This window comes from Chryseobacterium sp. NG-CE01 (genome assembly GCF_055695505.1).
The window spans coordinates 210,922-234,659 of record NZ_CM146369.1; the positions used below are offsets into that span (position 1 = coordinate 210,922).

At 37.5% G+C, this 23,738-nt stretch carries 19 protein-coding genes; 9 read left to right on the top strand and 10 right to left on the bottom strand.

Annotated elements, in window-relative coordinates; all coding sequences use genetic code 11:
- Positions 1-149 precede the first annotated feature (149 nt).
- Positions 150-920 carry a DUF3108 domain-containing protein gene (locus ACYT6F_RS01050; protein ID WP_472599490.1) on the top strand — a complete coding sequence of 257 codons (771 nt, stop codon included), beginning with the start codon at positions 150-152 and terminating at the stop codon, positions 918-920.
- A 281-nt stretch (positions 921-1,201) separates the two neighbouring features.
- Here the strand turns inward: ACYT6F_RS01050 and ACYT6F_RS01055 are convergent, their stop codons facing one another.
- The 4 genes from ACYT6F_RS01055 to ACYT6F_RS01070 all read right to left on the bottom strand — a co-directional run bounded on the left by ACYT6F_RS01055 (position 1,202) and on the right by ACYT6F_RS01070 (position 5,463).
- The gene (locus tag ACYT6F_RS01055) at positions 1,202-1,846 is read right to left on the bottom strand and encodes a response regulator (protein ID WP_472599491.1); all 645 of its coding nucleotides are present in this window, start codon (positions 1,844-1,846) and stop codon (positions 1,202-1,204) included.
- Complete coding sequence (locus tag ACYT6F_RS01060; protein WP_472599492.1) at positions 1,836-3,557, bottom strand: sensor histidine kinase; 1,722 nt, start codon at positions 3,555-3,557, stop codon at positions 1,836-1,838. Before ACYT6F_RS01060 ends, ACYT6F_RS01055 begins: the two co-directional genes overlap by 11 nt.
- Before the next feature lie 80 nt (positions 3,558-3,637).
- Positions 3,638-4,648, bottom strand: coding sequence for a phenylalanine--tRNA ligase subunit alpha (gene pheS / locus ACYT6F_RS01065; RefSeq protein WP_472599493.1), 1,011 nt, complete (start codon positions 4,646-4,648; stop codon positions 3,638-3,640).
- A gap of 155 nt (positions 4,649-4,803) precedes the next feature.
- Positions 4,804-5,463, bottom strand: a complete 660-nt coding sequence (locus tag ACYT6F_RS01070; protein WP_472599494.1) for a YceI family protein — start codon at positions 5,461-5,463, stop codon at positions 4,804-4,806.
- 85 nt (positions 5,464-5,548) lie between these two features.
- On the opposite strand from ACYT6F_RS01070, the gene ACYT6F_RS01075 reads away from it, so the two are divergent.
- Positions 5,549-6,484: a sulfate/molybdate ABC transporter ATP-binding protein gene (locus ACYT6F_RS01075; RefSeq protein ID WP_472599495.1), complete on the top strand. Its 936-nt coding sequence runs from the start codon at positions 5,549-5,551 to the stop codon at positions 6,482-6,484.
- Positions 6,485-6,559: 75 nt separating this feature from the next.
- Here ACYT6F_RS01075 and ACYT6F_RS01080 read toward each other — a convergent pair whose 3' ends face one another.
- A complete protein-coding gene (locus tag ACYT6F_RS01080; protein ID WP_472599496.1) occupies positions 6,560-7,198 on the bottom strand; it encodes a transposase in 639 nt (212 codons plus the stop codon).
- Positions 7,199-7,416: 218 nt separating this feature from the next.
- On the opposite strand from ACYT6F_RS01080, the gene ACYT6F_RS01085 reads away from it, so the two are divergent.
- The 3 genes from ACYT6F_RS01085 (at position 7,417) to ACYT6F_RS01095 (ending at position 11,448) form a co-directional block, all read left to right on the top strand.
- Complete coding sequence (locus ACYT6F_RS01085) at positions 7,417-7,926, top strand: NAD-dependent epimerase/dehydratase family protein (protein WP_472599497.1); 510 nt, start codon at positions 7,417-7,419, stop codon at positions 7,924-7,926.
- Positions 7,927-8,067: 141 nt separating this feature from the next.
- Positions 8,068-8,220, top strand: a complete 153-nt coding sequence (locus ACYT6F_RS01090; protein WP_472599498.1) for a hypothetical protein — start codon at positions 8,068-8,070, stop codon at positions 8,218-8,220.
- Positions 8,221-8,406: 186 nt separating this feature from the next.
- Positions 8,407-11,448 (top strand): choice-of-anchor I family protein, encoded by a 3,042-nt coding sequence (locus tag ACYT6F_RS01095; protein WP_472599499.1) that lies wholly within the window; start codon positions 8,407-8,409, stop codon positions 11,446-11,448.
- Between the two features lie 116 nt (positions 11,449-11,564).
- On the opposite strand, the gene ACYT6F_RS01100 is transcribed toward ACYT6F_RS01095, so the two are convergent.
- The 3 genes from ACYT6F_RS01100 to ACYT6F_RS01110 all read right to left on the bottom strand — a co-directional run bounded on the left by ACYT6F_RS01100 (position 11,565) and on the right by ACYT6F_RS01110 (position 14,159).
- Complete coding sequence (locus ACYT6F_RS01100; protein WP_472599500.1) at positions 11,565-12,179, bottom strand: LuxR C-terminal-related transcriptional regulator; 615 nt, start codon at positions 12,177-12,179, stop codon at positions 11,565-11,567.
- Positions 12,180-12,763: 584 nt separating this feature from the next.
- A complete protein-coding gene (locus ACYT6F_RS01105) occupies positions 12,764-13,012 on the bottom strand; it encodes a NifU family protein (RefSeq protein ID WP_169229467.1) in 249 nt (82 codons plus the stop codon).
- A gap of 40 nt (positions 13,013-13,052) precedes the next feature.
- Complete coding sequence (locus ACYT6F_RS01110; RefSeq protein ID WP_472599501.1) at positions 13,053-14,159, bottom strand: Mrp/NBP35 family ATP-binding protein; 1,107 nt, start codon at positions 14,157-14,159, stop codon at positions 13,053-13,055.
- A gap of 128 nt (positions 14,160-14,287) precedes the next feature.
- On the opposite strand from ACYT6F_RS01110, the gene ACYT6F_RS01115 reads away from it, so the two are divergent.
- On the top strand, positions 14,288-17,089 hold the full coding sequence (locus tag ACYT6F_RS01115; protein WP_472599502.1) for a GH92 family glycosyl hydrolase: 2,802 nt from the start codon (positions 14,288-14,290) through the stop codon (positions 17,087-17,089).
- A 37-nt stretch (positions 17,090-17,126) separates the two neighbouring features.
- Here the strand turns inward: ACYT6F_RS01115 and ACYT6F_RS01120 are convergent, their stop codons facing one another.
- Positions 17,127-17,840: a phytanoyl-CoA dioxygenase family protein gene (locus ACYT6F_RS01120; protein ID WP_472599503.1), complete on the bottom strand. Its 714-nt coding sequence runs from the start codon at positions 17,838-17,840 to the stop codon at positions 17,127-17,129.
- Positions 17,841-18,186: 346 nt separating this feature from the next.
- Positions 18,187-19,437, bottom strand: coding sequence for a dicarboxylate/amino acid:cation symporter (locus tag ACYT6F_RS01125; RefSeq protein ID WP_472599504.1), 1,251 nt, complete (start codon positions 19,435-19,437; stop codon positions 18,187-18,189).
- Positions 19,438-19,855: 418 nt separating this feature from the next.
- On the opposite strand from ACYT6F_RS01125, the gene ACYT6F_RS01130 reads away from it, so the two are divergent.
- The 3 genes from ACYT6F_RS01130 to ACYT6F_RS01140 all read left to right on the top strand — a co-directional run bounded on the left by ACYT6F_RS01130 (position 19,856) and on the right by ACYT6F_RS01140 (position 23,717).
- Positions 19,856-20,353 carry a BON domain-containing protein gene (locus tag ACYT6F_RS01130; protein ID WP_472599505.1) on the top strand — a complete coding sequence of 166 codons (498 nt, stop codon included), beginning with the start codon at positions 19,856-19,858 and terminating at the stop codon, positions 20,351-20,353.
- Between the two features lies 1 nt (position 20,354).
- A complete protein-coding gene (locus ACYT6F_RS01135; protein ID WP_472599506.1) occupies positions 20,355-20,774 on the top strand; it encodes an SH3 domain-containing protein in 420 nt (139 codons plus the stop codon).
- Positions 20,775-20,948: 174 nt separating this feature from the next.
- Positions 20,949-23,717 (top strand): outer membrane beta-barrel protein, encoded by a 2,769-nt coding sequence (locus ACYT6F_RS01140; protein WP_472599507.1) that lies wholly within the window; start codon positions 20,949-20,951, stop codon positions 23,715-23,717.
- Positions 23,718-23,738: the final 21 nt, after the last annotated feature.

Here is a 23,738-nt window from a genome sequence, read left to right on the forward strand (position 1 = left end):
AGATAATTTAATTATACTTGTGGCTGCAAATTTACTAATTTTAATGCGAAGCATATTTAATTCAGTCTAAATAAAAAACTGAGATTTATCAAATACCTTTAAGAATCTGACGTTATTGTATTTGGCAGTGTTTTTGTAAAATTTTGATTATGAAAAAATTTTTAAGTGTATTTATGGTTTTTCTGTTTGCTCTAAGTTTCAGTCAGATTACCAATATTGAAGATGGAGAATCTATCAGCCTGCGAATTCATTATGGTTTTCTAAACGCAGGAACAGCCAATTTAACAGCCAGAAAAACAGCCTACAGGGGTGTCCCACATCTTTATGTAAAGGGAACCGGACAAACCACAGGAGCGGTAAGAGCATTTTTTAAGGTTGATGATCTTTATGAAAGTTATATTAATATGAATACCGAACTTCCGAGTTTTTATGTAAGAAATGTAAAAGAAGGAAGTTACCGCCAGCATCTTGAGACGACATTTCACCACGATAATAACACTTTGGTCCTCACAGACAAAAAAACACCTGCCAACGGTTCTAAGGTTTTAAAATCCGTGAAAGGGGTTCAAGACATGCTTTCCTGTTTTTATTATCTTCGAAGTAAAAGTACTTCCGAGCTGAAAGTAGGAACAGTAATTAATATGAATGTATGGATTGATGATGAAATGTTTCCTTTTCAGCTGAAGGTAACCGGAACAGAAAATCTTAAGACTAAATTCGGCACCATCAATTGTCTGAAAATCATTCCATCGGTGAAAAGCGGAAGGGTATTCAAAGAAAAGGAAGGCGTTACAATGTGGGTTACCAATGATGCCAATCATCTTCCGATGCTTCTGAAGGCTGAACTTGCAGTAGGATCTCTGAAAGCAAGTATTGACGGATATAGTAATGTAAAATATCCTTTAAAGTTTACCAAATAAAATAAAACCTCCGAAAACTCGGAGGTTCATTTTTGCATCTGATCGTAATAAGCACATCTACTTCCCCGAAGATATGCTTAAAATTCATCATTTGCGTTTTTTTGATCTTTGACCCTTTTTTTTAATTCATCATTTGTGTTCTTAGAATCAAAGATCGTTTTAATAGGGGATTAATAATAGCTGATTATTATGGTACAAAGATATAGCTCTGTAAGTATATAATCACTAAAGATATTTTAGATATATATCGATATTATTGTAGATATTTTTCTACAACAGTATCATGAGTGGTTTTTAATGAATTCTATCAGTTCTACAATATTTTCTATTTTCAGTTTTTTGAATATTCTTTTCTTAATTGTACTGATGGTATTCTGCTTTACATCCAGCATATTGGCAATTTCCAGATTTCCGTGACCTGCCGAATACATCCGGGCAATCTCCAGCTCTCTTTCTGTTAAAGATAATAATGGATTAACCAGATTCCGGTTATTCAGAGAACTCATTAGCAGAGCCTGCGTTGCAGGAGAAATATATTCGCCTTTATTGACAATATCTACTATTGCCTGCTGTATCTCCTTTTCTTCACTGAGCTTGCTTAAAAAACCATTTGCGCCCGCATTAAGGTACTTCAGAGCATGTACGTTCTCATCAATTCCGGAAAAAATAAGAATTCTGATATCCGGCCTTTTTTGTTTGATTTCAGATATGATCTGAAGACTGTTTCCTTCAGGAAAATGGGCATCAATAATCGCAATATGGATTGGATGAGTATTGATACAGTCCATTATCTGCTGAAAATTTGACGCATGAAAAACTTTATAATTAAGAGCTGTCGCATCCAGCATAAACACCATTCCCTGTCGGATGAGACTATGGTCATCTGCCAGTAAAAACAGAAGAGGCTCGTCATCTTTATATATCATAATGGATTTTTAAATTAAGAAAAAAATTAACTGTTGTTCCTTTACCCGGATGGCTCTGAACCGATATTTTCCCATTATACAGCTCTACCAGTTCTCTACACAAACTCAACCCCAATCCTGCGCCGATGTTCTCTACATCATCGGATAGAACACCCTGATAATAAGGCTCAAAAATCTTTTTAAGATCAGACTCTGCAATACCAACGCCGGTATCCATAATTTCAGTAATCAGTACAATATTGAAATCATCTGTTTTTTCTGTTTTTATATCGACGCTTATTTCTCCATTTTCTGTAAACTTGTTCGCATTACCAAGAATATTCATGAAAATCTGGCTGATCTTTGTGTTATCAGAATACAGGATAAGCTCCGGATCGATAACTTTATTAACAGTAAATTTATTATTTCTTGTTTTTATGTAGGCTTCAATAGAATTTAATATCGATGTGACCTGATCATTGAGATTAAAAACAACAGGAATCAGTTTATTTTTCACATGCTGGTTTTTTGTATATTCTAAAATCTGATTAGATTGAAGCAGTAAGGTATTGCTTGTAAAACCAATGGATTTGAGATATTCTTGTATTTCATCATCATCCGTTTTCTCACGTATTCTGTTGATAAGAATTCCAATAATTTTTAAAGGCGATCTTAATTCGTGGCTTAACATTCCTAAAATCCGGTTTTTAAATTCGAGATTTGCATTGATCTGAATATTTGCCGCTTTCAGTCTCTTTTCGTAAGAAAAGGCGATGCTTGTAAGCATCATGATAAGTACCGATATTATGAGCATCAGAATCATAGCGCCGAATATAAGATTCATCCTGATTCTGTTATTAAAAGAATTTTGTTTGTAATATTCTTTCTCCAGATCAGCCCGTGAATTCTTTATTGCATGATCATAAATATTCATAACACTGTTCCCATACATTAACAGATTTCCGAATATTTTATAAAACGCGGTATTATGATTCTCTTTTTGGATTACATTAGTCCGTATTTGCTTCAGCTGTACATTATAATGTTTATTAACGACGTTCAAAATACTGTCAAACTGAGCTTTTATGACAGCAGCATCAGGATTTCTACCCTGCATCATGGTAACGACAATACTGTCTTTTCGTACACTCTCTTTTCCGGATATTGCATCTCTTATACGTCCGAAAAATTTCTTTTTTCTTATCGTATCAGAATAGGTTTTGGTTTCTACATTAAATCTATCGAAATTATAATCCAGATCGTACTTCCTGATTTCTGGAAAAGCATTTTGCTTTTTTAAGATGGAGTTGGTAGAATATTCGTAAGTAGAATCAATAAGGCTTTGCAATTTGTGAACTTTAGCCGAATTGCCATTTTCTAAAACTAGTGCACTTTTCAGTCTTGGGTATTTATCTTTATATCCGCCAATGCTATCAAGGTTCTTATCAAGCTTATGCAGAGATTCAAAATAGGCTTTCAGGTATTTTTTGTCTTCAGTAGAGAGATATTTCTGAAAGTCAACCTGTGCATTGAGCAATTCTTTTTTAGAGTTGCCTGTAAGATTTTCTAATGAACTGATTTCTTTCAACTGGTTTTCAATAAACTTTAAATTTTTCTTCGTAATAAACTCATTATAGAAAAATCCGGCAATTAAAAACTGTATAAGTAAAATACATAAAATCAACGAATAGTGAACGATTCTTCTTGATCTAAAACTTAATTTCTCAAACATCGGTGCAATTTGGATGTAAAAATAATAAAAAAATCCTGTAAAATAATTTACAGGATTTTAATATATTTTGTTAAATTCTATTAAAGAGTCTTAAACTGTTCCAGTGTTCTGATATCGTTTTCAAAAAACATTCTGATATCGCTCATCTGGTAAAGAAGCATTACGATTCTTTCAATTCCCATTCCGAATGCATAACCCGAATATTTTTCAGGATCGATATTTACATTTTTCAAAACGGCAGGATCCACCATTCCGCATCCCATAATTTCCAGCCAGCCCGTTCCTTTCGTGATTCTGTAATCTGTTTCAGAATTTAATCCCCAGTATACATCGATTTCAGCACTAGGCTCCGTAAAAGGGAAATAGGAAGGTCTTAACCTAATCTTTGATTTTCCGAAAAGTTCCGTTGTAAAAAACTGAATAGTCTGTTTAAGGTCTGCAAAGCTTACGTTTTCATCAATATATAAACCTTCTATCTGATGGAAAATACAATGTGAACGTGAAGAAACTGCTTCATTTCTGAATACTCTTCCGGGAGAAAGAATTCTGATAGGCGGCTGATTTTCTTCCATATAACGAATCTGTACCGAAGAAGTATGCGTTCTTAAAAGAATATCTGGGTTTTGCTCAATAAAAAAAGTATCCTGCATGTCTCTTGCCGGATGGTACTCCGGAAGATTCAATGCGGTGAAGTTGTGCCAGTCGTCTTCAATCTCAGGTCCGTCTGCCACAGCAAAACCGATAGATTTAAAAATCTCAATGATTCTGTTTTTCACCAGATTGATGGGATGTCTCGAACCCAGCTCCAAAGGGAAAGCAGGTCTCGTAAGATCTTCTTTTTCTACCACTACAGAAGATGCTGAAGCATTTTTCAAATCCTCCAGTTTTACATTAACTGCCTGTTTCAGAGTGTTGATCTTCTGGCCGAAATCTTTCTTCTGGTCATTAGGAACCTCTTTGAATTTTTCAAAAAAATCATTCAGGATTCCTTTCTTTCCATTGTACTTAATACGGAAGTTCTCAATCTCCTCTTTTGATGTGGCATTGAAGCTGTTTACCTCAACAAGTAACTCTTCTATCTTTTCTATCATTGTTTTACCCTTTCAAAATGTTTTGCAAAAATACGGTTTTTCGGTGAAATATATTTCCTTAAATTGTTAAAAAATCTGCCCCGTTCAGAGGCAGACTTCAATCACTTTTTCACGTAAATAAAAAATTATTTTTATGTAAAGGAAATTAGCCTTTCTTATTTTTTTTCTAAAGCTTTCACGTTGATCTGAATAGTGATCTCATCCTTGATCACCCCGTTCTCTACAGGACTCTGGAACTGAACACCAAATTCTTCTCTGCTGATATCTTTAGGCTCGGTGGCAATGGTTACCACACCTTCCTTTACAGAAACATTGGCTTTGAACTGAACCGGCTTGGTAATTCCTTTAACTGTTAAATTTCCATCGAGAACCGTATTGTAATCTCCTTCTGATGATGGAGTAACCTTTGTAATTTCAAAAGATGCCGTTGGAAATTTTTCCACTTCAAAGAAGTCGCCACTTTTCAGATGACCATTAAGTTTTTCCAGCTGTCCAGCATCATTCTTCAGATCTTCAGAGGTAAGAGAGGTCATATCCGCAACAAATTTTCCGCCCTGCAGCGCAGCATCTTTCACGGTTACATCACCACTTTCAAACTTAATGGTACCGAAATGACCTGTATTTTCAGATTTAAAAATTTTATATCCCTTCCACTCTACTTTACTGTTTAAAGTATCTACCGTAAACTGGGCACCGTCTTTAGCAGTAGCCACATCGTTGCTCTCACCTGTAAGTGGTTTTTCCTTTTTACAGGAAATTGTGACAAATGCGGCTAAAAAAGCAGAAAAAACTACCGAAAATAGTTTTCTTTTCATAATCTTTGAAATTTTATTACTTGTGCTAAAATAATAAAAAAAATTGTTCTTTCCTAAAAAGATTTCAATTCATTACATTTGTAATATGCTATTAGAAATAAACAATCTTTATTTTTCATATTCTGTAGAAAAACCTTTGTTTCAGAACCTTAACCTTCATTTTGACGAAGGTAAAATTATCGCACTTGCCGGCGAAAGCGGATGCGGAAAATCGACTTTACTGAGTCTGATTTACGGACTTCTCGACTGGCAAAGCGGAAATATTGTTTTTGACAATGAAAAACTGCTCGGCCCGAAAGGAAATCTTGTTCCCGGCGAGCTGAAAATGAAATTTGTTGCCCAGAATTTTGATCTGATGCCTTACGCCACTGTGGCTGAAAACGTAGGCAAATTTATTTCCAATATTAATCTCGCAAAAAAAAGAGAAACGGTAGCCGAACTTCTTGAAGTTGTAGGACTTGAAGAATTTGCCCATGTTCTTCCAAAATACCTGAGTGGCGGACAGCAACAGAGGGTTGCCATAGCGCGGGCACTTTCCGTGCTTCCAAAGTTGCTTATTCTTGACGAACCTTTCAGTAACCTTGATTTTCCGAGGAAAATTGAGCTGCGGGAAAAGCTATTCCGCTATGTAAAACAGCAGCATATTTCACTGATTATTTCAACGCATGAGCTTCAGGATATTATTCCGTGGCTGGATGAGATCGTCGTATTGCAGAATGGAGCAATCATCCAGCAAGGAAATCCGGAACAGGCTTTCAAAAATCCTTATAATGCTTATGTTGCCAAACTTTTTGGTGAGGTCAATATTTTTAACGAGTATGAAATTGCCGATTTTCAGCTTCCTAAATTTTCTTATTATCCTAAAGAAATACAAATTTCCGAATCGGGTTTTGAAGCTGAAGTTATGGAAAGCCGGTTTGCCGGAAATCATTACTGGAATAAAGTAAAAACAAAAAATAAAGAACTGATCATCTACACCGATCAGAAAATCGTAAATACAGTCTATATTTCATTTCAGTGATGTAGATTTCAAAAGAAAGACTTCTTTTTTAGCCCAGATGTTCTATGTTTATGCAAATTATTTAAGTTAAAATTTTCAAGTTCTTTTGATAATCTGCCTGATAAGCCATTTTGTTTTTACCACACCGAAACAGATTCTTAAAAGCTTGTTGCAAACGGCAATTAAAGCTAATTTCTTGGGCTTTCCTTTTTCCACTAAACGAAGGTAAAGCTCTTTACAAGGTACATTATGCTTTATTGCTGTCCACGAACAAACATAAAGAAGGCTGCGGATATGGGTTTTGGAAGTTCTGCATTTACCGGGTGAATAAGATTTCCTGCCGGACTGGTAAATCCGGGGTGCCAAGCCAAAGTATTTAACCAATGATTTGGCAGAATCAAAATTCTTAAAACCGGAAGTGGCAGCCATCAGCTGAAGCGTTGTTTTCCCACCAATCCCTGAGACACTTTGTATTAAATCCTTAATCTCTTTAAATTCCTCATCCTGAAGTGCGGGAAGACGAAGTTCAACTTCTTTGATCTCTTTTTCCAATTGTTTAAGCCTTTTTTCATAATGCTTCTCTGTATTGGGGTTCAGGTGAGGATTAAAACGAAGAGCTTTAAGCTTAACACTGTATCTGTGTTTCTCTTCTTCCAAATCGATCAGCAATGTGAGTTCCTGATCGAGATGTTCAATCTCAATATTTTTAGGTTGATAACAGTCAGGGCTAAACATCTCTCCATAATGCCGTATGAAACTTACGATTGAGCGGCCTGCCTGAGCTCTTTTTAAAATAAAAAAGCGAGTAGCGAAAGCTGGAAATAGCTTCAAAAAGAGAATAAATTACGTTCATCATCACATTTCCGTTAATCTCAAAAAAAAAATATAATTTTTAATATTCTATAAAGTAAAATAGAGTTTAGGAACGTCAGCAATAATAACAATATTAAAAAATGAGTTCAATTAAAGTAATTCTCACAGGAGCCACAGGAATGGTTGGCGAAGGTGTTCTTATGGAATGCCTTGAAAACCCTAATGTTTCAGAAGTTCTGAGTGTAAGCCGAAAACCCAGCGGAAAAAAGCATGCAAAACTGAGGGAGTATATCGTTCCGGATTTCCTTGCCATTCCTACTCATGATGAAAATCTGAAAGGCTATGACGCTGTATTTTTCTGTGCGGGCATCAGCAGCGTCGGAATGAATGAAGAAGAATACACCAAAATAACTTTTGATACGACCATCCATTTTGCCAAAGCTACACTCAACATGAATCCGGATATGGTTTTCAATTATGTCTCCGGTGCATATACTGATGGCACGGAGAGCGGAAAGATGATGTGGGCAAGAGTAAAGGGGAAAACCGAAAATACTTTAAGAAGACTCGGGTTCAGGGCAGCATATAATTTCCGCCCCGGATTTATGAAACCTGTTGAGGGTCAGAAAAATGTAAAATGGTTTTTTTAAACCTTTTATTTGGATTTTTCCTGTCATATTACCGGCAAAATCACTAACTTTACGGGAAGTGGGCAGAGCAATGATCTATGCAGTACAAAAAGGATATCCCACCTCAACATTAGAAATTAAGGACATTAAAAATCTGGCGATATGAAAGAAATGATAAAAAGAATTTTTCTGGTTGCTTTTATTTTATTGGTTCTGACTGCTATTTCGGGATTTTTTTATATGCAGAAACATCCTCTTGACGGGAGAAAAGCAACCGGAAAGAACCTGAATTTTTCGGGCAATGTGTCCAAGTAGAAAAACTAATATTCAATGAAGTTTAAAAATCGTTCTTAGAGAGATCTGATGACGATACATTTCTTACGGTTGATTTTTTTCTTTATTATTCCTTAAATAACCTATTTATTAATCATTTATTAAAATTACCTTAAAATATTTAAAAGGGAGAAATTCCATTTTTGCATAAATTTAATATCAGCAAAAATGAAAAATCACTACTTTCTAAAAGGTTCTGTTATAGCCGCATTTTTCCTTCAGGGAGCGGTTTTCGGTCAGGCATCCCTTATTCACTACTGGAATTTCAACAACAATACATCAGCTGCTGCCATTACCACTCCTGCCGTGAGTTTAACAGGAGGATCAATGACAGCAGTGATCAGCGGAACAACGGAAATTGATTTTGCAGGCGGTACAGGACAGAATTTCAGCGTAGAAAACCTGAATGCACGAAACGGAGATGCTCCAGGAACCCATTTGCGATATAATTTTCCTATTAACGGCAATTTGCAGTTCAACTTGCCAACGACAGGATATCAAAATGTTGTTGTGAAATTTACAACCAGAAGATCAGGCTCCGGCGCAGGAACACAAACCTGGTCTTATTCTACGGACGGAATTACGTTTCAGACGTATCAGACGGTTTCTCCGCAGGATGCCAATCCACAGTTGATTACGTTTGATTTTTCGGCAGTGGCCGGAGTCTCCGATAATCCCAATTTCAAGCTCAAGGTTGAATTTTCGGCAGCCGGCGGAGGATCTGTGGGAAACAACCGCTTCGACAATTTTACTGTGGATGCAACCGCGGTAAGCGGCGCAGATACTACCCCTCCGACGGTAAGCTATTTTCCTGTAAATAACACTAATAATGCCTCAACTGCTGTAAACCCTACCGTTTCATTTAATGAAAATGTAAGGCTGGCAGACAATTCTGCAATTACCGATGCCAATGCCCAGAACCTTATTGATTTCAGATTGGGGAATGCTTCAGGTACTCAGATTCCTTTTACAACAACCTTTGCCAACAACAAAATTACCGTAATACCAACTTCAGGTTTAGTTCCTAATCAGACGTATTATCTTGCTTTAAATCCCAATACGGTGGAAGACACAAGCGATAATGCTGTAAGCACGTCAACCTCTTCCACTTTCACTACAGCAGGAACGTCCATTTCTTTAGATAAAAATTTTATTAAGGTCAATGAGAACGCCGGAACGCTGGCTTTTAAATTAAATATTGCCAATCCGGCAAATGCTGCGGTAAATCTTGTAGTGAAACCTGCTCCTTTCAGCACAGCTGACAGTAATGATTTTACATTGGCCAATCAGACTATTAACCTCACTCCCTCAACAACAAGCTATACGGTAAATATCCCGATCATCGATGATACGGCAGAAGAGCAGCAGGCGGAATATTTTGTAATGAGCCTCGAAAGCCCGGTAGGAGCAACTATTTCAGGTGACAATAATGCAACGGTTTATATTGTTGATAACGACAAACTGGCTCCTGTCCCGTCTAATCAGATTTCATTAAACTATATCGGAAGTTTTGATCCTTCCGGAAACAACAGCAGCTCTACGGAAATTGTCGTTCATGATCCTGCAACACAGAGGCTGTTTACGATTAGTTCTATTACGGATGCTTTTGATATTATTAATTTCAGCAATCCTACAGCACCAACGGTTGTTAATACCATCAACATGGCTCCTTACGGCGGTATTACGAGCATTGCCGTAAAAAACGGAATCATTGCCGCTGCCTCTCCAAATACCAATCCGCAGCAGAACGGCTCTGTAGTGTTCTTTGATATCAACGGGAATTTCCTGAAGCAGGTTACCGTAGGCGCTCTTCCGGATATGATAACTTTCTCACCGGACGGCACAAAAGTAATGACCGCCAATGAAGGAGAACCAAATGATGCCTACACGGTTGATCCGGAAGGAACGATCAGTATTATTGATATTTCGGGTGGAATTGCAAACCTTACGCAATCAAATGTAACGACCCTCAATTTTAATGCATTTGATTCACAGGTTGCCGCTTTAACAGCAACGGGGTTAAGAAAAGTAAGAACCAATAACAGTCTTTCTCAGGATCTGGAGCCTGAATATATTACGATCAGCTCCGATAGTCAGAAGGCATGGGTGACGCTTCAGGAAAACAATGCGGTGGCAGAAGTGAATTTAGCAACAAAAACCATTGCCGGAATCTGGGGATTGGGTAAAAAAGACATGAATATTCCGGGAAACGGATTTGATGCTTCAGATAACAATAATGAAATCCTAATCGCCAACTGGCCTGTAAAAGCGTATTATACTCCGGATGCTGTTCAGAATTATAAAGTGGGAACTACTCATTATATTGTGACAGCCAACGAAGGAGATGAAAAAGACCTTTCAGGGTTCAGTGAAAGAACAACGGTCGGCGCAAATAGCTATATTCCCGATCCTTCGGTATTTCCTCAATCGCAGATTTTGAAAGCGTCTTATAATTTAGGTAGATTCAGGGTTTCCAATGCTACAGGAAATACGGATGGTGATACAGATTTTGAAGAGATTGCAGCCTTAGGAGCAAGATCTTTTTCCATATTCAATGCAGATACCCGACAAATCGTTTACGACAGCGGAGATCAGTTTGAACGTTATATCGCGGCCAATCATCCTCTGATTTTCAATACTGACAACGAGTCAAATACAATAAAAAACAGAAGCCGCGCTAAAGGCCCTGAACCGGAAGGAGTTGCTTTGGGAAATATCAACGGGCAGACATATGCTTTTATTACCCTGGAAAGAACGGGCGGTGTTATGGTTTATAATATCACAGACCCGAATACTCCTACGTTTACCGATTATAAACATTCCCGGATGACCTCAGCTTATGGCGGTGACAACGGACCTGAAGGAATTATCTATATCGCACCTGAAAATACGACCACAGGTAAAGGCTATGTAATTGTTGCGAACGAAATAAGCGGTACCTTATCAATGTATGAAATTGCCGGTACATCTACTCTGGCATCCGGTGAGGTAAAAACAGATAAAGTAACCTTTAATGTATTCCCGAATCCCGTATCCAAAGGAAATACCCTTTATTTCAACAGAGCACAGGATTATGAGCTGTATGATATGTCCGGAAAATTAATCGAAAAGGAGAAAAATGCTTTAACTATAGATACTTCTAAACTTTCTGCAGGAATTTATCTTGTGAAAACTACAGAAGGGCATGTAAAAAGAGTCATTGTAAAGTAGAATATGATTAGTTAATTAAACCGAACCCCTAAAGGAGGCCTGACTGATTAAAATTACTATTCTGCGAGCTTTTAAATCATGATCCCGACGAAAGAATTTCGCCGGGATCGTGGATTTTAATGCATATCATCATAGATTCTTACAAGATCCACTACATTTTTTACCTGCAGTTTCTCAAAGATCTTTTTCTTATAAGTACTGATGGTCGACATTTTTAGATTGAGAATATTTGAAATTTCTATATTTCCGTTTCCCTGGGCGAGAAGTTTAAAAATCTGAAATTCTCTTTTTGACAGCCTTTCCACAGAATGACTGCCTGCAGTATGGGTAACGAGCTTTTTCATCATATTGACGGTATAGTAATATCCTTCCTCGAACATGGAATTTACCGCTGTAATAATTTCAGCTTCAGAAGCACCTTTGTTGAGGTATCCCGCAGCACCCTCTTCAATGTATTGTATCCCTACATTGTCATCATAAGTAGAAAAAAATAAAATCTTAAGATGTTTCTGCTTTTTTTTCAGATCTTTTACCATTGCCTTAAAAATACTGCCCGGTATATCAATATCAATAATCAGGAGGTCATATACCTTTTCGGCAACCATATCCTTTGTTTCTGAATATGTTTCAGCGAAATCTATATTGCAATGATATTGAAGTTTTGAGTTGAGCACCAGAGCTGTACCTGTCCTTACCACATAGTGACCGTCAGCAATGAGTATATTTTTCATAGAGTTAGTTTTTTAAATAAAAGTCCCAGTAAGACAGGGAAACAGCTTCTCTTTATTGTTTACGTTTTCAATACAAGTTACAGACCAAATACTACACACATTTCTATCCATTAGCTTTCTATCAGGAGTTTTTCTTTTAAACTTATTACACCAGTTTTCTGATTCCGGAAATTCAGGAATCTACAGTTGAAAATAATTTTTATAAAATCTCTAAAAATTATTAAACATATAAATCAAATGAATAAAAAAGTATATTACTAGCATTCATCCCCATATTAGTGCTGTAAATATTTTCTACAAAAATAATACATATAACATTCACAAGCATGTAGAAATATTACTATAAAATTTTCATAAATTCTCTAATAATTTCTTAAAAATCAATTAAAAACAATTATATACACAATTCAACAACATGTGATAAATTATAAAAGAATGAAATCCGTGTTCAAATCCCTTCTTTGTAAAGATAAATGTGTTGCCTGCGTTTATAATTTTAAGGAAATAATATAACAGTCATTATAAAATAAAAAACAGACCTATTAAATTTAAAGGTCTGTTAAAAATATATATTTAATTTTTCTCTACTCTACGCTTACTACTTTTTCTATTTCCGGAGCGTGTTGTTTAATGGTATTTTCAACGCCAAGTTTCAGGGTTGAAAAATTTAATGAACATCCGGAACAGTTGCCTAAAAGTTTTACATAAACCAGGTTATCCTTCACATCGATAAGCTCGATATCGCCTCCATCTTTATTCAGGAACGGACGGATACTTTCCAGGGCTTCCAATACCCTTGTTACTGTATCTTCGTGTGTTATATTTGTTTCCATATTTTTTCAGTTCAATTGGGTTTCAGGTTGTATTGAAATACTATTTTGACTTTGGTGAGCAACCTGCCATTGTAGTGATCTTAACAGCTTCTGTTGGAGGCAGGTTTTTATTTCTTTCCACCAGGCTTTCCACCATTTTACGGGCAGTCTCCGTATAAACATCTGCAATAACGGAGTTTTCCTGCAATGCCGCCGGCCTTCCTACATCACCAGCTTCTCTGATACTCTGGATAAGAGGAATCTCTCCCAGTACAGGAATTCCCAGATCTTCTGCCAGATACTGGGCGCCCTGCTTACCAAAAATATAATATTTATTTTCTGGTAATTCTTCCGGCGTAAAATACGCCATATTTTCGATTAATCCAAGAACAGGGATATTGATGCTTTCCATCTGGAACATGGCAATACCCTTTCTTACGTCTGCCAGCGCTACATGTTGCGGTGTACTCACGATCACGGCACCTGTTACCGGAACTTCTTGGATAATAGAAAGATGGATATCACCGGTTCCCGGAGGAAGATCGATCAGTAAAAAATCAAGCTCGCCCCATGCTGCATCTCTTATCATCTGGTTTAATGCCTTTGAAGCCATTGGCCCTCTCCATACAACTGCCTGATTAGCTCCTGAAAAATATCCTATGGAAAGCATTTTTACTCCGTAGTTTTCAATCGGTTTCATCAGGTTTTTACCATCAATTTCTACAGAGATCGGTTTTTGTCCTTCCGTATCAAACATGGTAGGAACAGACGGACCATAGATATCAGCATCCAGCAAACCAACTTTGAAGCCCATTTTTGCCAGTGTTACGGCGATATTTGCGGAAACTGTAGATTTTCCTACCCCTCCTTTTCCGGAAGCAATAGCAATAATATTCTGAATTCCCGGAATTTGTTTTCCTTTAATCTGACTTTGTTGAATCTCACTCGGTTCCGGAGAAACGATTTTCAGTTTCAGATTAACTTCTTCTCCAAACTCACTTGCAAAAGCCTGTTTCATAGCTGCTTCAAGCTTTTTCTTTTCGTGCATGGCAGGTGAATGGGCAGTCATATCAATATAAACCTCATTCCCCATGATCTGAAGATTGTTCACCAAATCATCCACTTCTATCTCTTTGAGGAAACGTTGTACCTTTTCTTTCGTCAACATAAACTAAATAAATTGTTTACAAATTTACGTATTTTTTAGCTATTTAGAATAAGTAAAGAGACTGATAGATATTTTCTTTTGCAGAAGCTAATTTTATAGTATTTTAGGGAAATTTTAATTTATAGATCATGAAAAGAATATTGATCGTTCTTTTGGGAATTTTATTTCATAATACATTTTCACAAAATTATTCGCAATATGTGAATCCTTTTATCGGAACCGGCGGCCATGGCCACACGTTTCCAGGCGCCATTGTTCCGTTCGGGATGGTGCAGCTTTCCCCTGATACAAGAATCGACGGGAGCTGGGACGGCTGCAGCGGCTATCATTATTCGGATTCGGTGATTTACGGATTTTCCCATACGCATCTGAACGGAACCGGAGTTTCTGATTACGGAGACATTATGCTGATGCCGACGATGGGAAACCCCGACCTTACTCCAAAAGGATATTCTTCAAAATTTTCGCATAAGAACGAAAAAGCTTCGGCAGGATTTTATTCGGTTAAATTAGATAAGCACAATATTAATGTACGTTTAACCACAACCAAAAGAGTCGGATATCACGAATATACTTTCAACCAGGCAGGAAATGCCAATGTTATCTTAGACTTAAATCACAGGGATAAATTATTGCAAGGTGAGGTAAGAATTATTGATGACAAAACGATCGAAGTTTTCCGCAGAAGTGAAGCCTGGGCAACTAACCAGTATATCTATGCCAGAATTGAGTTTTCAAAACCAATGAAAATTTCAAAAAAAACGGTTAACGGAAAGGATGAAAATAATCTTTTAACAGGAACAAAACTTGCTTTAGCCCTTTCAGCAAATGTCAAAAAAGGTGAAAAAATCAATATTAAAGTATCAATTTCCACTACCGGTTATGAAGGCGCTGCCAAAAATATGCTGGCAGAAGGCAAATCAAATGACTTTGAAACGGTGAGAAAGCAGGCTGTTGCAGACTGGGACAAAGAATTATCTAAAATTGAGGTTAAATCTTCCGACAAAGATAAGCTTGCTGTTTTTTACACAGCGATGTATCATGTTTTCACACAGCCGAACATCAATATGGATGTCGACGGAAAATACAGGGGACGTGACAATAAATTCTACTTTGCCAAAAATTTTGATTATTATTCGGTATTTTCACTTTGGGACACCTTCAGAGCAGCGCATCCATTGATGACATTAATTGACAGAAAAAGGACGGCAGATTTCATCAATACTTTTATTAAACAGTATGAACAGGGCGGCAAACTTCCGGTTTGGGAACTGGCTTCTAACGAAACAGAGTGTATGATCGGATATCATGCCGTTTCAGTAATTGCCGATGCCATGGCAAAGGGAATAACTGGTTTTGATTATGAAAAAGCATTCGAGGCTTCCAAACATTCTGCAATGCTGGATATTTTTGGACTGAATGCTTACAAACAGAATAATTTCATCAGCATTGATGATGAGCATGAAAGTGTTTCCAAAACCGTGGAATACGCTTACGATGACTGGTGTATCGCTCAAATGGCTAAAATTTTAGGCAAAAAAGAAGATTACCAGTATTTTATGAAGCGTTCTCAGAACTGGAAAAATCTGTATAATCCTAAAAACGGATTCATGCAGCCCAGAAAAAACGGAAACTGGTATGAACCTTTTGAGCCGCGGGAAGTGAATAATAATTATACGGAAGGAAATTCATGGCACTACTCCTATTCCGTGCAACAGGATATTCCGGGATTAATTGCAGCTCATGGCGGAAAGGAAAAGTTTGAGCAGTTTATTGACGCTATTTTTTCTGCTCCGGATAAAACTACAGGAAGAGAACAGGTAGACATCACCGGACTGATCGGGCAATATGCACAGGGAAATGAGCCGAGCCACCATATTGCTTACCTTTACAATTATGTTGATAAGCCGGAAAAAACAGATGCGAAGATTAAATTCATCCTCGATAACTACTATAAAAATACTCCGGACGGACTGATCGGGAATGAGGATTGCGGACAGATGAGTGCATGGTATATTCTGAGTGCTCTCGGAATTTATTCCGTAACCCCGGGATTACCGGAATGGCAGACGACAAAACCTTATTTTGAGGAAGTTAAAATTCATCTTGAAGACGGAACCACGAGAACCATCACTAAGAATACAGGCAAAAAAGAACTTAAAAAACTTGGTTTTGAAAATGTGAAATCCTACAAAGATTTTAAATATGATGAATTAACAGCTTCGCCCGTGATTGCAGCAGCAAGAATTTTTGATCTTAATACTAAAGTTGAAATCACCGCTCTTAATCCTAATGATAAAATTTACTATATGACAATGGATGAAGGAGATGCGAATGTGAGAAAAATGTTCATGCCTTATAAAGGTCCGTTCACTATTACCAAAACAACACAGGTGGCGGCTTACGCAGAAAGAAACGGGGAAAAAAGTTCCATTGTAAGAGCTGACTTCAACAGAAGACCGAATAATTGGGATATTACCGTAGTTTCTACTCCTACTCCACAATATACGGCAAGCGGAAAATTGTCCTTAATTGACGGAATCAATGGTGACACGAACTGGAGAAAAGGCGAATGGCTGGGCTACCAGGGACAAACTTTTGAAGCCATTATCGATATGAAATCTCCGCAGCAGTTCACAAAATTGTCTTCTAGCTATCTGCAGGACAGCAGAGCATGGATTTTAATGCCCAAAAAAGTGGAATATTATGTTTCAAACAACGGTAAAGATTACATTCTGCTGAAAACGGTAGACAATACACTTGATCCGAAAGACGAAACCGTTCAGATAAAAGATTTTTCAGCTGAGGTATTGCCTACACAGGCTCGATTTATCAAAGTAAAAGCTTATCATTTCGGCAAACTTCCGGAATGGCACCAGGGAGCGGGCGGCGATGCTTATATTTTTGTGGATGAAATTTCAGTACAATAGTGAAAACAAAAAAACTCTTTCGGTCTGAAAGAGTTTTTTAATTCAATTTTTCCGACCACTTCAGCTGTTCCGGCAATTGTCTGTCTGAAAATTCGATATGAATTACCCTTCTTTTCTTTCCGTTTGTAGTACGGTTTGATCCATGAAGAAGTAAAGGCTTCATAATCATTATTCCGCCTTTTTCTACGTTGCAGATGGTTTCTGTCTCTACGGACCAGTCGATGGTTTCAGACCGGTAAATTCCTTTCGAATGTGATTTTGGAATTACTTTCAATGCACCATTATTTTCATCCGTGTCATCCAGGTGAATTCTAATGGTGAAAATATTTTCCAGAATATCAAGCGGAGGCTGAACGGCAAACTGATTTTGCTTCGTCGTCCACGGACCAAATCCCGGAAGATCTGTTTTTTTGTCAACAGAAATCGTAAGATCCTGATGATATGCCACATACCAGTTTGATTTTTCAGGCTTATCAAAATAAATGCTTTTCACCACAAAATATTTTTCTCCGAAAATTTCTGTGATGATGTTCTTTATATTTTTATTGAAAATCAGATCCCTGACTTCAGGAATTTCTTTTAAAAACTGCCTGATAGCGAAAAGATCGTCTGATTTTCTGAATGTCTCTTTCGAGGTATCTATATTTTGAATGATTTCTCCGATTTTTCTAATTTCTTCATCCGAAAAAATGTTGTTAATTACGGTAAAACCATTTTCCTGTATTGAGTTTTTATGATGTTCTAAATTCATTTTCTAAAAAACCAATTTTTTGAAAAGCAAAGATGCAAAGATTTTCTTTTAATGATCACATAGATTTTGCAGATTCTATGTTGTTACTGTTAATTTGAATTAGGAATCATGTAGCAATTTTGTCATCCTGAAAGGATCTCAGCAACAATATAGATGTTTCAGGGATGACAAATTAGCCCCGATCGAACGGCATGTCTGAGCTCTTTCCGTTGTTTTCTGCGGCGGCTCCGCCGCCGCAGAAAACAACGGAAAAGCGAGTAGTGAGAGCGGGAAAAAGCTCCTTATACAAAAAATGGTCAACAATGAAAATTCATTATTGACCATCTATTTGTTATGTTAACTATTTTTACAAATCACCGCCGTGATTATCCAGCTGTCCTTCCCATTTGGAAACCGCTGAGGTTGCCAGTGCATTTCCAAGAACGTTGGTCATACTTCTTCCCATGTCACAGAAATGGTCAATTGGCAAAATGAGGGCAATACCTTCCGGCGGAATTCCGAACATGGAGCACGTTGCAACGATAATTACCAGTGATGCTCTCGGAACACCTGCAATTCCTTTTGAGGTAAGCATCAGTACCAAAAGCATGGTAATCTGCTGCCCGATGGTCATTTCAATACCATAAATCTGTGCAATAAAAATCGAAGCAAAGGTCATGTACATCATACTTCCGTCAAGATTAAATGAATATCCTAACGGCAGAATGAACGATACTACTCTATTATTACACCCGAATCTCTCGAGTTCTTCCACAAGCTTCGGAAAAACGGCTTCGGAACTGGTTGTGGAAAAGGCAATAAGCAAAGGTTCTTTAATTCTTCTCAGCAATTCAAAAAGACGGTTTCCGATAATCAGATATCCCACTAATAAAAGCACAAGCCAGAGAATACCCAGTGCAAAGAAGAAATCTCTGAGGTAAATGGCATAAACTTTAAAAATCTCAAACCCGTTGGTGGCTACCACTGCGGCAATGGCTCCCAGAACACCGAGAGGTGCAAACCACATAATATAACCCACCATTTTCAGGATTCCGTGCGCGATAATATCAAACAGCTTTACAACAGGCTGTGCATATTCGTCTCCCAAATTGGCCAGTGCAATCCCAAACATGATAGAAAATACCACAATCTGAAGGACTTCATTGGTAGCAAACGCTTCAAAAACACTTTTAGGAATAATATGTTTTACAAAATCCTCCATAGAAAATCCTTTGCTGCTTTTCAGAAGTTCGTCTGCTGAGGCCGCATCCTGGATAGGAAGAGTTGTTACGTGTCCCGGCTCCAGCCAGTTGACCAGTACAAGACCAATAAAAAGTGATACAAGAGAAGCAGAGATAAACCATAACATCGCTTTTGTACCTACCCGCCCGATCATTTTGATGTCACTCATTTTGGCAATTCCCACTACCAGGGTTGTAAATACCAGAGGCGCGATGATCATCTGCACCAGACGGATGAATACCGTTCCCAGGAGTTTTATATTTTTAGAAAACGGCTCTGCACTTTCAGGGTACTGTAGATGTACAAATCCACCGATTGCAACGCCTAAAATCAGGGCAATGACAATGGCTATAAATAGTTTATTCTGTCCTTTCATATTGATAATTCAAGTTTGGCAAATATAATATTTTTAGAATTGCTTCCAATCCTACATACAATATTAAGATCATTTTGCATTTCAGAAAGCTTATATTGTTACCAATTTTCATGAATTACCAGAAATCTGTTTTAACTTTTCCCGGAATGGCAGCCGGTTTTTAAATATTATCTTTTACAGAAACTTTAAAAAGGAAGCGTAGTATTTAAAGCCAAACAATTAAGCATTGTATCTTATAGAGATCAAAGGCATTTTAATTATTGATGTTTGAACCCTATAAAAATCTTATTTTGTAAATAATTGTAATTTTAAATTGTAGTTAAAAAGTAAACAGTCATGGAAATACACCGTGATTTTACCTTTTGGTATAAATTTTATTGTTATATTAATCATATTAAATACATCAAAATATACAACTATGAAAAAAACCATCGCAATGGCCGCCTTAGCGGTAGCCATATCTCTGGGATCAGTTTCTTGTAAAAAAAAAGTTTCTGACAGCGACCTTCAGACTCAGGCTACTACAGTAGTGACAGCTAATCCGGGAGTTTCGGTAGAAGTAAAAGAAGGTGTTGCCCATCTGAGCGGTACCTTTGAGACCCAGGAAGCAAAAGATGCAATGATCAAACAACTGAAAGCCATCGACGGAATCAAAGACGTGCATGACATGTCTACTGTGGCACCTGCCGCCGCAGTAACTTCTCCTGTAGAAACCCAGTCGGCTGTAGACCCTGCCGTACAGCAAAAGGTACAGGATGCTGTAAAAGACATCCCAGGAGTGAAAGTAGAAGTCATTAACGGTGAATTAACCTTAACCGGAAATATTTCTTCCTCTGATGCAAGAAAGGTTAAAGAATCCGTAGATGCTTTAAAAGTAGGAAAAGTAAATTATAACTATACTGTTAATAACAAATAGGATGAGTACATTAGAAAACAAATATTCGAGTGTGGTTTCTGCCGCGCAGTCTGCAGGAATCTCTGATCTCAAAGTTCAGGAACAGGACGGTATACTGTATGTTTCAGGAAGTGCTTCCAACACGGCGGCCAAAGATGCGGTCTGGAATGCTCTGGGAGCTATTGACTCTACGTATTCCGCTTCCGACATTAATATTGACGTACAGGTTTCGGGGCTTGCACCCGGAACAGCACTCACAGTAGCGACCGATGACTCTAATCTGAATATAAGGCAGGAACCGTCCACTGATGCTGCCATTATCGGCAAAGTGAGCAAAGGTTCTTTCATCTCGCTTGTAGAACAGACTTCCGATGACTGGTGGAAAGTAAAAACTTCGGACGGACAGGAAGGTTACGCATATTCAAGATATTTAAGAGCTTAAGCTATCCTAAACAACACTATAAAAACATCCTTTCAACAGGGATGTTTTTTGTTTTTTATGGGAAATTAACAGTTTGAAGATAATTCAGGATAAATATTAACGGTATTTAACTCTAAAATATGTGAGTTAAAGCCGATATTTTTATACTTTTGCGGCTCTAATAACCCTTGTTACATGAAGAAATTAGCAATCCTGCTTACCCTGACATTCAACTTTGTGATTCTTAACGCTCAGAAATTAAATATTGACGGAAAGATCCTCAACTTCGAAAAAAAAGCCATTGAAAACGCAACGGTTTATCTCCTTAAAGAAAAAGATTCTTCTATCATCAATTATACTGCGACTAACCGGGAAGGTAAATTTTCCCTGAAAACAGACAACGTAAATGAACCCAGCATTCTGAAGATTGATGCCGATAAAATGCTGCCTTTCTCGAAACGCCTGGAAACCATTGATAAATCATTTTCTTTAGGTGACATTGAACTGGAAAAAAATTCGGTTACCAATATTGAGGAAGTAAAACTTACCGCCTCACCGGTTAAAATAAAAAAAGATACCATTGAATTTAATGCTTCCGCAATTAAGGTTCGTCCCGACAGTAAAATTGAGGAACTTCTTAAACAGATTCCCGGTGTTCAGATCGACAACGACGGGAAAATCACCATCAATGGTAAGGAAGTAGACCAAATCACCATCAACGGAAAACCATTCTTCGACAAAAGCGGGAGAATAGCCCTCCAGAATCTGCCTGCAGATATCATCAAAAACATCCAGTTTACCACCACCAAAACAAAAGAAGAGGAACTGAGCGGAAAAGCTTCGAAATCCAATAATGCAACTATTAATTTTAATATTGACGAAAAGAAAAACAAAGGTCTTATCTCAAGACTTACCGTTGGTTACGGCTCCGATAAAAGATATGAAGGCAGCGGCCTGTTGAGCTATTTTAAAAATGACACGAAAATAAGTATTCTTGCAGCCTCCAATAATATTAATTCTCAGGGGTTTTCAAGTGATGAAGTTTTTGACAGCATGGGACGCGGAAGAAACTCGTGGCTGATGCAGGGAGGGTCGGTGATCACTTCCGGAGGAACCACTTATTACACTTCCGGAAACAATGCGAAGGGTATTCAGAAGTCAACAACGATCGGGTTCAATTACAGTGATAAATTCGGGAAAGATACCGACCTGGATAATCTGAGCCTGATTCATATCAACAACAACCTCGAAACCAGATCAAAAGTTTCAAGAACCACCCTTCTTCCGGATTACATCCTGAAAACCGATTCTGAAAACAATGGTGAAAATGAATCAAAACAATACAATTTTGACCTTTCCGCAAGGATTCGTCTGGATTCTCTCACGAATATTTATTTTTCTCCGTCCTTTGCCAGAAATGAAATACATAATTTCAATACCTCGAAATCTACAACATTTCGTGACAATGGCCTGCTGAATACCAGCGACAATTATAACCGAACAGATTCTGAGAACAACTCTTTTAATCCCAATATTTATTTTTCGAAAAAATTCCGCAAAAAAGGAAGGGAAATCCATGCCAATATGAACAGCACCATTTCTGAAAACAGGGAGGACAGGCTGAACAAATCTGAAAACATTTTCTATACGATACCGCCAACTTCCGATAACAGGAACCAGTTTTCGGTACGGAAAAATCTTAATAACAATTACCGTTTCAGTATGGGATATTCGGAGCCTTTGTCAGATTCTGCGAGTGTCAGCCTGAACGTAAGCTACAGCTCATCGAATATGAGAAATCTTCGTGATGTAAATGATTTTAATGCTGCCACGCAGGATTATTCTGCCTATAACGATGTTTTATCAAACAGAATGAATCAGAAGATCGACCAGATCACGCCTGAAGTATCATTTGAAGTCAACAAGAAGAAAATTACCGCCTGGGGATCTTTAAATGCAGATATTTCCAATATGAACGTAAATTCAAGTTTCACAGGACAATATTACGATCTTCAGAAAAACTTTATTCTTCCTGGCTACAATGTAGGAATGAATTACGAGTTTTCTCAGAACAAAAGATTAAATCTTTATCATTTTTCAGATTTCACCATCCCGACAGCAGAACAGCTGACCCCGTATCAGGACCTTTCAAATCCTTTGGTCGCTTTTCAGGGAAATCCGGACCTTAAAAATACATGGACCAGCTCTACCTATCTGTATTTTAATAATTATAACATGGTAAAAAATATTAATTATTACCTGAACGTCGGGTTTACCTATAAAGATAATGATATTGTGAACTACGCTTCTTTTGATGAAAGCGGAAGACAGCTGGTAACCTATACCAACATAAGCGGAAATAAAAACTTTAATTTAGGAGGAAGCTTCAGCAAATCATTCAAGTGGAAGGAGAATAAACTGACAATTAACCCGAGAATTAACACCAACTTTGCATTCAGCAAAGGATTCATAAACGGACAGGAATTCACCAGCCAGTCATACAATATCAATCCGGGATTAAACCTGGGGTATGAAATTAAGGAAAAGCTGACTGTAAAAACGTCTTACACATTAGGGTATAATTTATCCAAGTTTAAAAATTACAGTATTGACGAGGTGAATACCAGCAACCAGGTACTGAAGTTTGAACTTACCAATTATATTTTTAAAAGCAAACTGATCCTGGGGAATGATATCGAATACAATACCAACACGAATATTGCGCCCGGCTTCAAAAGAGATTTTTATTTCTGGAACACCAGCATCGGCTATTCATTCTTTAATAAACAGCTGACTGCAAAAGTAAAGGTGTATGATGTACTGAACCAGAACCAGAGTGTAAGAAGGGTGATTTCCAATACCTATTTTGAAGACAGGGACGACCTGATCCTGAAACGCTATGTCATGTTTTCACTTACCATGAAACTCAACAAATTTGCAGGTAAGAAAACAAAAACTCAGTAAACATAAACGTCCTCTTTAAGG

Coding starts and splice junctions, on each gene's coding strand:
- ACYT6F_RS01050 (WP_472599490.1), top strand. CDS start 150: ATGAAAAAATTTTTAAGTGTATTTATGGTTTTTCTGTTTGCTCTAAGT.
- ACYT6F_RS01055 (WP_472599491.1), bottom strand. CDS start 1,846: ATGATATATAAAGATGACGAGCCTCTTCTGTTTTTACTGGCAGATGAC.
- ACYT6F_RS01060 (WP_472599492.1), bottom strand. CDS start 3,557: ATGTTTGAGAAATTAAGTTTTAGATCAAGAAGAATCGTTCACTATTCG.
- pheS (WP_472599493.1), bottom strand. CDS start 4,648: ATGATAGAAAAGATAGAAGAGTTACTTGTTGAGGTAAACAGCTTCAAT.
- ACYT6F_RS01070 (WP_472599494.1), bottom strand. CDS start 5,463: ATGAAAAGAAAACTATTTTCGGTAGTTTTTTCTGCTTTTTTAGCCGCA.
- ACYT6F_RS01075 (WP_472599495.1), top strand. CDS start 5,549: ATGCTATTAGAAATAAACAATCTTTATTTTTCATATTCTGTAGAAAAA.
- ACYT6F_RS01080 (WP_472599496.1), bottom strand. CDS start 7,198: ATGTTTAGCCCTGACTGTTATCAACCTAAAAATATTGAGATTGAACAT.
- ACYT6F_RS01085 (WP_472599497.1), top strand. CDS start 7,417: ATGAGTTCAATTAAAGTAATTCTCACAGGAGCCACAGGAATGGTTGGC.
- ACYT6F_RS01090 (WP_472599498.1), top strand. CDS start 8,068: ATGAAAGAAATGATAAAAAGAATTTTTCTGGTTGCTTTTATTTTATTG.
- ACYT6F_RS01095 (WP_472599499.1), top strand. CDS start 8,407: ATGAAAAATCACTACTTTCTAAAAGGTTCTGTTATAGCCGCATTTTTC.
- ACYT6F_RS01100 (WP_472599500.1), bottom strand. CDS start 12,179: ATGAAAAATATACTCATTGCTGACGGTCACTATGTGGTAAGGACAGGT.
- ACYT6F_RS01105 (WP_169229467.1), bottom strand. CDS start 13,012: ATGGAAACAAATATAACACACGAAGATACAGTAACAAGGGTATTGGAA.
- ACYT6F_RS01110 (WP_472599501.1), bottom strand. CDS start 14,159: ATGTTGACGAAAGAAAAGGTACAACGTTTCCTCAAAGAGATAGAAGTG.
- ACYT6F_RS01115 (WP_472599502.1), top strand. CDS start 14,288: ATGAAAAGAATATTGATCGTTCTTTTGGGAATTTTATTTCATAATACA.
- ACYT6F_RS01120 (WP_472599503.1), bottom strand. CDS start 17,840: ATGAATTTAGAACATCATAAAAACTCAATACAGGAAAATGGTTTTACC.
- ACYT6F_RS01125 (WP_472599504.1), bottom strand. CDS start 19,437: ATGAAAGGACAGAATAAACTATTTATAGCCATTGTCATTGCCCTGATT.
- ACYT6F_RS01130 (WP_472599505.1), top strand. CDS start 19,856: ATGAAAAAAACCATCGCAATGGCCGCCTTAGCGGTAGCCATATCTCTG.
- ACYT6F_RS01135 (WP_472599506.1), top strand. CDS start 20,355: ATGAGTACATTAGAAAACAAATATTCGAGTGTGGTTTCTGCCGCGCAG.
- ACYT6F_RS01140 (WP_472599507.1), top strand. CDS start 20,949: ATGAAGAAATTAGCAATCCTGCTTACCCTGACATTCAACTTTGTGATT.